Origin of the sequence: Scandinavium lactucae (assembly GCF_033843265.1) — a bacterium.
GTDB lineage: Bacteria > Pseudomonadota > Gammaproteobacteria > Enterobacterales > Enterobacteriaceae > Scandinavium > Scandinavium lactucae.
The window spans coordinates 17,255-29,721 of the sequence record NZ_JAWXRD010000010.1 but is presented as its reverse complement, the minus strand read 5'-3'; the positions used below and the strand labels follow the sequence as shown (position 1 = coordinate 29,721).

Below are 12,467 nucleotides of genomic sequence, written 5' to 3'. Positions count from 1 at the left end.
TCGCAATCCGTGAAGGCGGCCGTACCGTTGGCGCGGGCGTTGTTGCTAAAGTTCTCAGCTAATCGCTGATAACATTTGACGCAATGCGCAATAAAAGGGCATCATTTGATGCCCTTTTTGCACGCTTTCGAACCAGAACCTGGCTCATCAGTGATTTTTTTTGTCATAATCATTGCTGAGACAGGCTCTGAAGAGGGCGTTTAGTCCGAAACGCAACAGAGCATTTCGGTTTTGGTTGCCTCGCATTCACGCGGGGCAAAGATGTTTGTCGAATTCTTGTGACAGGTTGGTTTATGAGTGCGAATACCGAAGCTCAAGGGAGCGGGCGCGGCCTGGAAGCGATGAAGTGGGTGATCGTTGCAGTACTGCTGATCGTAGCCATTGTGGGCAACTACCTTTATCGTGACATGATGCTGCCGCTGCGTGCGCTGGCCGTGGTGATTCTGATTGCTGCAGCGGGCGGTGTCGCGCTGTTGACGACAAAAGGCAAGGCGACCGTGGCGTTTGCCCGTGAAGCGAGAACTGAAGTGCGTAAGGTCATTTGGCCTACCCGTCAGGAAACGCTGCACACTACGCTGATTGTGGCCGCGGTTACTGCTGTAATGTCACTGATCCTGTGGGGCCTGGATGGTATTCTGGTCCGCCTGGTATCTTTTATCACTGGCCTGAGGTTCTGAGATGTCTGAAGCTCCTAAAAAGCGCTGGTACGTCGTTCAGGCGTTTTCCGGTTTTGAAGGCCGTGTAGCGACTTCGCTGCGCGAGCATATCAAATTACACAATATGGAAGAGTTGTTTGGTGAAGTCATGGTGCCGACCGAAGAAGTGGTCGAAATCCGTGGTGGCCAGCGCCGCAAGAGCGAGCGCAAATTCTTCCCGGGTTACGTACTGGTACAGATGGTAATGAATGATGCCAGCTGGCACCTGGTGCGTAGCGTGCCGCGCGTAATGGGCTTCATCGGTGGTACCTCCGATCGTCCGGCACCGATCAGCGACAAAGAAGTTGATGCGATCATGAACCGCCTGCAGCAGGTGGGTGATAAGCCGCGTCCTAAAACGCTGTTTGAACCGGGTGAAATGGTCCGTGTTAGTGACGGTCCGTTTGCAGACTTCAACGGTGTGGTTGAAGAGGTGGACTACGAGAAGTCCCGCCTGAAAGTTTCTGTCTCTATCTTTGGCCGTGCAACGCCGGTAGAACTGGACTTCAGCCAGGTTGAAAAAGCATAAATAAGCAGCGATCAATCGTTGCACAAGGCGCGAGATTGGAATACAATTTCGCGCCTTTTGTATTTATGGGCCTTGTGCACATAAATCACGTATTTATCACGGGGAGCCTCTTCGAGGCGCTATAACCCACCAGAGGAAATTGAGAATGGCTAAGAAAGTACAAGCCTACGTCAAGCTGCAGGTTGCAGCTGGTATGGCGAACCCAAGTCCACCAGTTGGCCCAGCACTGGGTCAGCAGGGCGTGAACATCATGGAATTCTGTAAAGCGTTCAACGCAAAAACTGAATCCCTGGAAAAAGGTCTGCCGACTCCTGTCGTCATCACCGTTTACGCTGACCGCTCATTCACTTTCATCACCAAGACTCCGCCAGCTGCGGTTCTGCTGAAGAAAGCTGCAGGCATTAAGTCTGGTTCCGGCAAGCCGAACAAAGAGAAAGTTGGTAAAATTTCTCGCGCTCAGCTGCAGGAAATCGCGCAGACTAAAGCTGCCGACATGACCGGTGCTGACATTGAAGCGATGACTCGCTCAATCGAAGGTACTGCGCGTTCCATGGGCCTGGTAGTGGAGGATTAAGAAATGGCTAAACTGACCAAGCGTATGCGCGTGATCCGTGAGAAAGTTGATGCAACTAAACAGTATGACATCAACGAAGCCATCGCTCTTCTGAAAGAGCTGGCCACCGCTAAATTTACCGAAAGCGTAGATGTTGCTGTTAACCTCGGCATCGATGCTCGTAAATCTGACCAGAACGTACGTGGTGCAACTGTACTGCCACACGGTACTGGCCGTTCTGTTCGCGTTGCCGTATTTGCCCAAGGCCCGAACGCTGAAGCAGCTAAAGCTGCTGGTGCTGAGCTGGTAGGTATGGAAGATCTGGCTGACCAGATCAAAAAAGGCGAAATGAACTTTGACGTTGTTATTGCTTCCCCGGATGCAATGCGCGTTGTTGGCCAGCTGGGCCAGGTTCTGGGTCCACGCGGCCTGATGCCAAACCCGAAAGTTGGTACTGTAACTCCTAACGTTGCTGAAGCTGTTAAGAACGCTAAAGCAGGTCAGGTTCGTTACCGTAACGACAAAAACGGCATCATCCACACCACCATCGGTAAAGTGGATTTTGACGCTGACAAACTGAAAGAAAACCTGGAATCCCTGCTGGTTGCGCTGAAAAAAGCAAAACCAACTCAGGCTAAAGGCGTGTACATCAAGAAAGTCAGCATCTCCACCACCATGGGTGCTGGCGTTGCCGTTGATCAGGCTGGTCTTACCGCAGTAGCGAACTAAGATTAGTCTTTACGTGGGTGGTGGATTTGTCTACAATCTTCCCCCCACGATTCTGTTAGCGTTGGTTAACAGATCCAGATTTGTTCGTTGGAGCCTGGCCGAATCCAGGCCTCCGTCGAAGACCGCAGGTGTTTCGTCAGAAACTTAATTGCCTGCGTAGACGGTGACAGAACGCTAAGATTATTTTTATACTCTTTGGCTTGTTTCTGCTCACCGTATTAAGACGCTCTTTCGTTGGGAAGAGTGAAGTGAGTTCCAGAGATAATCTCTGGCAAACATCCAGGAGCAAAGCTAATGGCTTTAAATCTTCAAGACAAACAAGCGATTGTTGCTGAAGTCAGCGAAGTAGCCAAAGGCGCGCTGTCTGCAGTAGTTGCGGATTCCCGTGGCGTTACTGTAGATAAAATGACCGAACTGCGTAAAGCAGGCCGTGAAGCTGGCGTATACATGCGTGTTGTTCGTAACACCCTGCTGCGTCGCATCGTTGAAGGTACTCCATTCGAGTGCCTGAAAGACACGTTTGTTGGTCCGACCCTGATTGCATACTCTATGGAACACCCGGGCGCAGCTGCTCGTCTGTTCAAAGAGTTCGCGAAAGCGAATGCAAAATTTGAGGTCAAAGCCGCAGCCTTTGAAGGTGAGTTAATCCCGGCATCGCAAATCGATCGCCTGGCAACTCTGCCAACCTACGAAGAAGCAATTGCACGCCTGATGGCAACCATGAAAGAAGCTTCGGCTGGCAAACTGGTTCGCACTCTGGCTGCTGTACGCGATGCAAAAGAAGCTGCTTAATTGCAGTTATCTTTATAAAGCATTGGCTTACGTATAAACTTATTCTGATTTTCAGGAACAATTTAAATGTCTATCACTAAAGATCAAATCATCGAAGCAGTAGCCGCTATGTCCGTAATGGACGTTGTAGAACTGATTTCTGCAATGGAAGAAAAATTCGGCGTTTCTGCTGCTGCCGCTGTAGCTGTAGCTGCTGGCCCAGCTGAAGCTGTTGAAGAAAAAACTGAATTCGACGTAATTCTGAAAGGCGCTGGCGCTAACAAAGTTGCAGTAATCAAAGCTGTACGTGGCGCAACTGGCCTGGGTCTGAAAGAAGCTAAAGACCTGGTAGAAGCTACCGGTGTGATTAAAGAAGGCATCAGCAAAGATGACGCTGAAGCTCTGAAAAAATCTCTGGAAGAAGCTGGCGCTGAAGTTGAAGTTAAATAAGCCAACCTTTCCGGTTGCAGCCTAAGTAATTAGGCTGATGGCTGGTGACTTTTCGGTCACCAGCCTTTTTGCGCTGTAAGGCGCCAGTAGCATTTCACACTGTTTGACTGCTGGCTGTCCTGACAATGCTTGTTTCTATCGACGTCTTAATATACTGCGACAGGGTGCTCGCCTTGTGTAAATCGCAACGAAATGGTTTAAGCGTGATAGCAACAGGTATTGCGGAAAGTGATCCATTTTCCGGTCAACAAAATAGTGTTGCATAAACTGCCCCTCTTATGGGCAGAGTCGGTCGACTTGTCAGCGAGCTGAGGAACCCTATGGTTTACTCCTATACCGAGAAAAAACGTATTCGTAAGGATTTTGGTAAACGTCCACAAGTTCTGGACATACCTTATCTCCTTTCTATCCAGCTTGACTCGTTCCAGAAGTTCATCGAGCAAGATCCTGAAGGTCAGTACGGTCTGGAAGCGGCATTCCGCTCCGTGTTCCCTATTGCAAGCTACAGCGGTAACTCTGAGCTGCAATATGTGAGCTATCGTCTGGGTGAGCCTGTATTTGACGTTAAAGAATGTCAGATCCGCGGCGTGACCTATTCCGCTCCCCTGCGCGTAAAACTGCGTCTGGTGATTTATGAGCGTGAGGCGCCAGAAGGCACCGTTAAAGACATCAAAGAACAAGAAGTGTACATGGGCGAAATTCCGCTCATGACCGATAACGGTACCTTTGTTATCAACGGTACTGAGCGTGTTATCGTTTCTCAGCTGCACCGTAGCCCGGGCGTCTTCTTCGACAGCGATAAGGGTAAAACCCACTCTTCGGGTAAAGTGCTTTATAACGCACGTATCATCCCTTACCGTGGTTCCTGGCTGGACTTCGAGTTCGATCCGAAAGACAACCTGTTTGTCCGTATCGACCGTCGTCGTAAGCTGCCTGCGACCATTATCCTGCGCGCGCTGAGCTACACCACAGAGCAGATCCTTGATCTGTTCTTCGAAAAAGTTATTTTCGAAATTCGCGACAACAAGCTGCAGATGGAACTCATTCCAGAGCGTCTGCGTGGTGAAACCGCCTCCTTCGACATCGAAGCAGACGGCAAAATATACGTCGAGAAAGGTCGTCGTATTACTGCTCGCCATATTCGCCAACTGGAAAAAGATGACATCAAGCACATCGAAGTTCCAGTTGAGTACATTGCAGGTAAAGTGTCTGCGAAGGACTACGTTGATGCGTCTACCGGCGAGCTGATCTGCCCGGCCAACATGGAGCTGAGTCTGGATCTGCTGGCTAAGCTGAGCCAGTCTGGTCACAAGCGTATCGAAACGCTGTTCACCAATGACCTGGATCACGGTGCGTACATCTCTGAGACCATCCGTGTCGACCCAACCAATGACCGCTTAAGCGCGCTGGTTGAGATCTACCGTATGATGCGTCCTGGTGAGCCACCAACGCGTGAAGCTGCGGAAAGCCTGTTTGAGAACCTGTTCTTCTCTGAAGACCGTTATGATCTTTCTGCGGTAGGCCGCATGAAGTTCAACCGTTCTCTGCTGCGTGATGAAATCGAAGGCTCCGGTATCCTGAGCAAAGACGACATCATCCAGGTTATGCGTAAGCTGATCGGTATCCGTAACGGCCAGGGCGAAGTGGATGATATCGACCACCTCGGCAACCGTCGTATCCGTTCCGTAGGCGAAATGGCGGAAAACCAGTTCCGTGTTGGCCTGGTACGTGTTGAGCGTGCGGTTAAAGAGCGTCTGTCTCTGGGCGATCTCGATACCCTGATGCCTCAGGATATGATCAACGCTAAGCCGATTTCTGCTGCGGTTAAAGAGTTCTTTGGTTCCAGCCAGCTGTCTCAGTTCATGGACCAGAACAACCCGTTGTCTGAAATCACGCACAAGCGTCGTATTTCTGCCCTCGGCCCAGGCGGTCTGACCCGTGAACGTGCGGGCTTCGAAGTTCGAGACGTACACCCGACTCACTACGGTCGCGTATGTCCAATCGAAACGCCTGAAGGTCCGAACATCGGTCTGATCAACTCCCTGTCCGTGTACGCACAGACAAACGAATACGGTTTCCTTGAGACGCCGTACCGTAAAGTGACCGACGGTGTGGTAACCGACGAAATTCATTACCTGTCTGCTATCGAAGAAGGCAACTACGTCATTGCTCAGGCGAACTCCAACCTGGATGACGATGGTCACTTCGAAGAAGACCTGGTGACCTGTCGTAGCAAAGGCGAATCAAGCCTGTTCAGCCGTGACCAGGTTGACTACATGGACGTTTCCACTCAGCAGGTGGTTTCCGTCGGTGCGTCCCTGATCCCGTTCCTGGAACACGATGACGCCAACCGTGCATTGATGGGTGCGAACATGCAACGTCAGGCGGTTCCTACTCTGCGTGCTGATAAGCCGCTGGTTGGTACCGGTATGGAACGTGCTGTAGCGGTTGACTCCGGCGTAACCGCCGTTGCCAAACGTGGCGGTACCGTTCAGTACGTGGATGCATCCCGTATCGTTATCAAAGTTAACGACGACGAGATGTACCCGGGCGAAGCAGGTATCGACATTTATAACCTGACCAAATATACCCGTTCTAACCAGAACACCTGCATCAACCAGATGCCATGTGTGTCCCTGGGTGAGCCGGTTGAACGCGGCGACGTGCTGGCAGACGGTCCGTCCACCGACCTCGGTGAACTGGCACTCGGCCAAAACATGCGCGTAGCGTTCATGCCGTGGAACGGTTACAACTTCGAAGACTCCATTTTGGTCTCCGAGCGTGTGGTTCAGGAAGATCGCTTCACCACTATTCACATCCAGGAACTGGCATGTGTGTCCCGTGACACCAAGCTGGGGCCTGAAGAGATCACCGCTGATATCCCGAACGTGGGTGAAGCTGCGCTCTCTAAACTCGATGAGTCCGGTATCGTTTACATCGGTGCAGAAGTCACCGGCGGCGACATTCTGGTTGGTAAGGTAACGCCAAAAGGTGAAACCCAGCTGACGCCAGAAGAGAAACTGCTGCGTGCTATCTTCGGTGAGAAAGCGTCTGACGTTAAAGACTCTTCTCTGCGTGTACCAAACGGTGTTTCCGGTACGGTAATCGACGTTCAGGTCTTTACCCGCGATGGCGTGGAAAAAGACAAACGTGCGCTCGAAATCGAAGAAATGCAGCTGAAGCAGGCGAAGAAAGACCTGTCTGAAGAACTGCAGATCCTCGAAGCTGGCCTGTTTAGCCGTATCTATGCTGTGCTGGTTGCCGGTGGTGTTGAGGCTGAGAAGCTCGACAAACTGCCACGCGATCGCTGGCTGGAACTCGGTCTGACCGACGAAGCGAAACAAAATCAGCTGGAACAGCTGGCTGAGCAGTACGACGAACTGAAGCACGAGTTCGAGAAGAAACTCGAAGCGAAACGCCGCAAAATCACTCAGGGCGACGATCTGGCACCAGGCGTGCTGAAGATTGTTAAGGTGTATCTGGCCGTTAAACGTCAGATCCAGCCTGGTGATAAAATGGCGGGTCGTCACGGTAACAAGGGTGTTATCTCTAAGATCAACCCGATCGAAGATATGCCGCACGATGCTAACGGTACGCCGGTAGATATCGTACTGAACCCGCTGGGCGTACCGTCTCGTATGAACATCGGTCAGATCCTGGAAACTCACCTGGGTATGGCTGCGAAAGGTATCGGCGAGAAAATCAACGCCATGCTGAAACAGCAGCAAGAAGTCGCGAAACTTCGCGAATTCATCCAGCGTGCCTACGATCTGGGTACCGACGTTCGTCAGAAAGTCGACCTGAGCACCTTCAGCGATGACGAAGTTCTTCGTCTGGCTGAAAACCTGCGTAAAGGTATGCCGATTGCAACGCCGGTCTTCGACGGTGCAAAAGAGTCTGAAATTAAAGAGCTGCTGCAGCTCGGCGGTCTGCCTTCTTCTGGTCAGATTACGCTGTTCGATGGTCGTACCGGTGAGCAGTTTGAGCGTCAGGTAACCGTAGGTTACATGTACATGCTGAAACTGAACCACCTGGTCGATGACAAGATGCACGCTCGTTCCACCGGTTCTTATAGCCTGGTTACTCAGCAGCCGCTGGGTGGTAAGGCGCAGTTCGGTGGTCAGCGCTTCGGTGAGATGGAAGTGTGGGCGCTGGAAGCATACGGCGCAGCATACACCCTGCAGGAAATGCTCACCGTTAAGTCTGATGACGTGAACGGTCGTACCAAGATGTATAAAAACATCGTGGACGGCAATCATCAGATGGAACCGGGCATGCCGGAATCCTTCAACGTACTGTTGAAAGAAATCCGTTCGCTGGGTATCAACATCGAACTGGAAGACGAGTAACTCTCGCTCAAACAGGTCACTGGTGCCGGGTTAATCCCCGGTGCCAGATTGTGCTAACTCCGACGGGAGCAAATCCGTGAAAGACTTATTAAAGTTTCTGAAAGCGCAAACTAAAACCGAAGAGTTTGATGCGATCAAAATTGCTCTGGCTTCGCCAGACATGATCCGTTCATGGTCTTTCGGCGAAGTGAAAAAGCCGGAAACCATCAACTACCGTACGTTCAAACCTGAACGTGACGGTCTCTTCTGCGCCCGTATCTTTGGGCCGGTAAAAGACTATGAGTGCCTGTGCGGTAAGTACAAGCGCCTGAAACACCGTGGTGTTATCTGTGAGAAGTGCGGCGTTGAAGTGACCCAGACCAAAGTGCGCCGTGAGCGCATGGGCCACATCGAGCTGGCGTCTCCGACTGCCCACATCTGGTTCCTGAAATCGCTGCCGTCCCGTATCGGTCTGCTGCTCGATATGCCGCTGCGTGATATCGAACGCGTACTGTACTTCGAATCTTATGTTGTTATCGAAGGCGGTATGACCAACCTGGAACGTAATCAGATCCTGACTGAAGAGCAGTATCTGGATGCGCTCGAAGAGTTTGGTGACGAATTCGACGCGAAGATGGGTGCGGAAGCTATCCAGGCCCTGCTGAAAAGCATGGATCTGGAGCAAGAGTGCGAGCAGCTGCGTGAAGAGCTGAACGAAACTAACTCCGAAACCAAACGTAAAAAGCTGACCAAGCGTATCAAGCTGCTGGAAGCGTTCGTTCAGTCTGGTAACAAACCAGAGTGGATGATCCTGACCGTTCTGCCGGTTCTGCCGCCAGATCTGCGTCCACTGGTACCGCTGGATGGTGGTCGTTTCGCAACGTCAGATCTGAACGATCTGTATCGTCGCGTGATCAACCGTAACAACCGTCTGAAACGTCTGCTGGATCTGGCTGCGCCAGATATCATCGTACGTAACGAAAAGCGTATGCTGCAGGAAGCGGTCGACGCCCTGCTGGATAACGGTCGTCGCGGTCGTGCGATCACGGGTTCTAACAAGCGTCCTCTGAAATCTTTGGCCGATATGATCAAAGGTAAGCAGGGTCGTTTCCGTCAGAACCTGCTCGGTAAGCGTGTTGACTACTCCGGTCGTTCTGTTATCACCGTAGGTCCATACCTGCGTCTGCATCAGTGCGGTCTGCCGAAGAAAATGGCACTGGAACTGTTCAAACCGTTCATCTACGGCAAGCTGGAACTGCGTGGCTTGGCCACCACCATCAAAGCCGCTAAGAAAATGGTTGAGCGCGAAGAAGCTGTCGTTTGGGATATCCTGGACGAAGTTATCCGCGAACACCCGGTACTGCTGAACCGTGCACCAACTCTGCACCGTTTGGGTATCCAGGCGTTTGAACCGGTTCTGATCGAAGGTAAAGCTATCCAGCTGCACCCGCTGGTTTGTGCGGCATATAACGCCGACTTCGATGGTGACCAGATGGCTGTTCACGTACCGCTGACGCTGGAAGCCCAGCTTGAAGCGCGTGCGCTGATGATGTCTACCAACAACATCCTGTCTCCAGCGAACGGCGAGCCAATCATCGTTCCGTCTCAGGACGTTGTACTGGGTCTGTACTACATGACCCGTGACTGTGTTAACGCCAAAGGCGAAGGCATGGTGCTGACAGGCCCGAAAGAAGCTGAGCGTATTTATCGCGCTGGCCTGGCCTCTCTGCATGCGCGCGTTAAAGTGCGTATCACCGAATACGAAAAAGACGCTCAGGACGAATTCGTTGCGAAAACCAGCATCATCGATACGACCGTTGGTCGTGCGATCCTGTGGATGATCGTACCGAAAGGTCTGCCTTTCTCCATCGTCAACCAGGCGCTGGGTAAGAAAGCTATCTCCAAAATGCTTAACACCTGTTACCGCATTTTGGGCCTGAAGCCGACCGTTATCTTTGCTGACCAGACCATGTACACCGGTTTTGCCTATGCAGCGCGCTCCGGTGCGTCCGTAGGTATCGACGACATGGTTATCCCAGAGAAGAAACACGAAATCATCTCTGAAGCGGAAGCTGAAGTTGCTGAGATCCAGGAGCAGTTCCAGTCTGGTCTGGTAACCGCAGGCGAACGCTACAACAAAGTTATCGATATTTGGGCTGCGGCCAACGATCGCGTTTCCAAAGCGATGATGGACAACCTGCAGACTGAAACCGTGATTAACCGTGACGGCGTTGAAGAGCAGCAGGTTTCCTTCAACAGCATCTACATGATGGCCGACTCCGGTGCGCGTGGTTCTGCAGCACAGATTCGTCAGCTGGCAGGTATGCGTGGTCTGATGGCGAAGCCAGATGGCTCCATCATCGAAACGCCAATCACCGCGAACTTCCGTGAAGGTCTGAACGTACTCCAGTACTTCATCTCCACGCACGGTGCGCGTAAAGGTCTGGCGGATACCGCACTGAAAACAGCGAACTCCGGTTATCTGACGCGTCGTCTGGTTGACGTTGCACAGGACCTGGTTGTTACCGAAGACGATTGTGGCACCCTCGAAGGTATCACCATGACCCCGGTTATCGAGGGTGGTGATGTTAAAGAGCCACTGCGCGATCGCGTTCTGGGTCGTGTGACTGCGGAAGACATTCTGAAGCCGGGTACGGCGGACATCCTTGTTCCGCGCAACACTCTGCTGCACGAACACTGGTGTGATCTGCTCGAAGCCAACTCCGTTGACTCCGTGAAAGTTCGCTCCGTTGTATCCTGTGACACCGACTTTGGTGTATGTGCGCACTGCTATGGTCGTGACCTGGCGCGTGGCCACATCATCAACAAAGGTGAAGCAATCGGTGTTATCGCGGCACAGTCCATCGGTGAGCCGGGTACACAGCTGACGATGCGTACGTTCCACATCGGTGGTGCGGCATCTCGTGCGGCTGCTGAATCCAGCATCCAGGTGAAAAACAAGGGTAGCATCAAGCTGTCTAATGCCAAGTCGGTTGTTAACTCCTCTGGCAAGCTGGTTGTGACCTCTCGTAACACCGAACTGAAACTGATCGACGAATTCGGCCGTACCAAAGAAAGCTATAAAGTGCCTTATGGTGCTGTTATGGCGAAAGGTGATGGTGAGCAGGTTGCTGGCGGCGAAACCGTAGCAAACTGGGATCCACACACCATGCCGGTTATCACCGAAGTGTCTGGTTTCATTCGCTTTACTGACATGATCGACGGCCAGTCGATTACTCGTCAGACCGACGAATTGACCGGTCTGTCTTCGCTGGTAGTTCTGGATTCTGCAGAACGTACCGCGGGTGGTAAAGATCTGCGTCCGGCACTGAAAATCATCGATGCCAAAGGTAACGACGTTCTGATCCCTGGCACCGATATGCCTGCTCAGTACTTCCTGCCAGGTAAAGCGATCGTTCAGCTGGATGATGGCGTGCAAATCAGCTCTGGTGACACCCTGGCGCGTATTCCTCAGGAATCCGGCGGTACCAAGGATATTACCGGTGGTCTGCCACGCGTTGCGGATCTGTTCGAAGCCCGTCGTCCGAAAGAGCCGGCAATTCTGGCAGAAATCAGCGGTATCATTTCCTTCGGTAAAGAAACCAAAGGTAAACGCCGTCTGGTGATCACCCCGATTGACGGAAGCGATCCGTACGAAGAGATGATTCCGAAATGGCGTCAGCTCAACGTGTTCGAAGGTGAGCGCGTAGAACGCGGTGACGTAGTGTCCGATGGTCCGGAAGCGCCACACGACATTCTGCGTCTGCGTGGTGTTCACGCGGTGACGCGTTATATCACTAACGAAGTGCAGGACGTTTACCGTCTGCAAGGCGTTAAGATTAACGATAAGCACATCGAAGTTATCGTGCGTCAGATGCTGCGTAAAGCCACCATCGCGAACGCTGGCAGCTCCGACTTCCTCGAAGGCGAGCAGGTTGAATACTCCCGCGTCAAGATCGCTAACCGCGATCTGGAAGCGGATGGCAAAATCAGCGCGACCTACGCGCGTGATTTGCTGGGTATCACCAAAGCCTCTCTGGCAACCGAGTCGTTTATCTCTGCGGCATCGTTCCAGGAGACAACTCGCGTACTGACCGAAGCCGCTGTTGCGGGCAAACGCGACGAACTGCGCGGTCTGAAAGAGAACGTCATTGTGGGTCGTCTGATCCCGGCTGGTACCGGTTATGCGTACCACCAGGACCGTATCCGTCGCCGTGCAGCGGGTGAAACACCTGTCGCACCTCAGGTGACTGCGGAAGATGCATCTGCCAGCCTGGCAGAATTGCTGAACGCAGGCCTCGGCGGTTCCGACAACGATTAATCGTTGCTGATAACGCTAAATTAAAAACCCGCTTCGGCGGGTTTTTTTATGCCTGTCATTGCCGGTGGTACAACGACAAAAACAAAAAATG

At 52.2% G+C, this 12,467-nt stretch carries 8 protein-coding genes; all 8 read left to right on the top strand.

The window, feature by feature from the left end; translation table 11 throughout:
* Positions 1-293 precede the first annotated feature (293 nt).
* The 8 genes from secE (at position 294) to rpoC (ending at position 12,376) form a co-directional block, all read left to right on the top strand.
* Complete coding sequence (gene secE / locus SIK69_RS07800) at positions 294-677, top strand: preprotein translocase subunit SecE (RefSeq protein WP_049842136.1); 384 nt, start codon at positions 294-296, stop codon at positions 675-677.
* 1 nt (position 678) lies between these two features.
* Positions 679-1,224, top strand: coding sequence for a transcription termination/antitermination protein NusG (gene nusG, locus SIK69_RS07795; RefSeq protein ID WP_006816549.1), 546 nt, complete (start codon positions 679-681; stop codon positions 1,222-1,224).
* Positions 1,225-1,369: 145 nt separating this feature from the next.
* Entirely contained in the window at positions 1,370-1,798 is a 429-nt protein-coding gene (gene rplK, locus SIK69_RS07790) for a 50S ribosomal protein L11 (RefSeq protein ID WP_110512487.1), read from the top strand.
* Positions 1,799-1,801: 3 nt separating this feature from the next.
* Positions 1,802-2,506 (top strand): 50S ribosomal protein L1, encoded by a 705-nt coding sequence (rplA, locus tag SIK69_RS07785; protein WP_319629256.1) that lies wholly within the window; start codon positions 1,802-1,804, stop codon positions 2,504-2,506.
* A gap of 294 nt (positions 2,507-2,800) precedes the next feature.
* Positions 2,801-3,298: a 50S ribosomal protein L10 gene (rplJ, locus tag SIK69_RS07780; RefSeq protein ID WP_319629257.1), complete on the top strand. Its 498-nt coding sequence runs from the start codon at positions 2,801-2,803 to the stop codon at positions 3,296-3,298.
* A 66-nt stretch (positions 3,299-3,364) separates the two neighbouring features.
* Positions 3,365-3,727: a 50S ribosomal protein L7/L12 gene (gene rplL / locus SIK69_RS07775; protein WP_319629258.1), complete on the top strand. Its 363-nt coding sequence runs from the start codon at positions 3,365-3,367 to the stop codon at positions 3,725-3,727.
* A 320-nt stretch (positions 3,728-4,047) separates the two neighbouring features.
* The gene (gene rpoB / locus SIK69_RS07770) at positions 4,048-8,076 is read left to right on the top strand and encodes a DNA-directed RNA polymerase subunit beta (RefSeq protein ID WP_319629259.1); all 4,029 of its coding nucleotides are present in this window, start codon (positions 4,048-4,050) and stop codon (positions 8,074-8,076) included.
* A 76-nt stretch (positions 8,077-8,152) separates the two neighbouring features.
* Complete coding sequence (gene rpoC, locus SIK69_RS07765) at positions 8,153-12,376, top strand: DNA-directed RNA polymerase subunit beta' (RefSeq protein WP_319785805.1); 4,224 nt, start codon at positions 8,153-8,155, stop codon at positions 12,374-12,376.
* Positions 12,377-12,467: the final 91 nt, after the last annotated feature.

Excerpts from the sequence above, each read along its gene's own strand:
- secE (WP_049842136.1), top strand. The coding sequence starts at position 294 with ATGAGTGCGAATACCGAAGCTCAAGGGAGCGGGCGCGGCCTGGAAGCG.
- nusG (WP_006816549.1), top strand. The coding sequence starts at position 679 with ATGTCTGAAGCTCCTAAAAAGCGCTGGTACGTCGTTCAGGCGTTTTCC.
- rplK (WP_110512487.1), top strand. The coding sequence starts at position 1,370 with ATGGCTAAGAAAGTACAAGCCTACGTCAAGCTGCAGGTTGCAGCTGGT.
- rplA (WP_319629256.1), top strand. The coding sequence starts at position 1,802 with ATGGCTAAACTGACCAAGCGTATGCGCGTGATCCGTGAGAAAGTTGAT.
- rplJ (WP_319629257.1), top strand. The coding sequence starts at position 2,801 with ATGGCTTTAAATCTTCAAGACAAACAAGCGATTGTTGCTGAAGTCAGC.
- rplL (WP_319629258.1), top strand. The coding sequence starts at position 3,365 with ATGTCTATCACTAAAGATCAAATCATCGAAGCAGTAGCCGCTATGTCC.
- rpoB (WP_319629259.1), top strand. The coding sequence starts at position 4,048 with ATGGTTTACTCCTATACCGAGAAAAAACGTATTCGTAAGGATTTTGGT.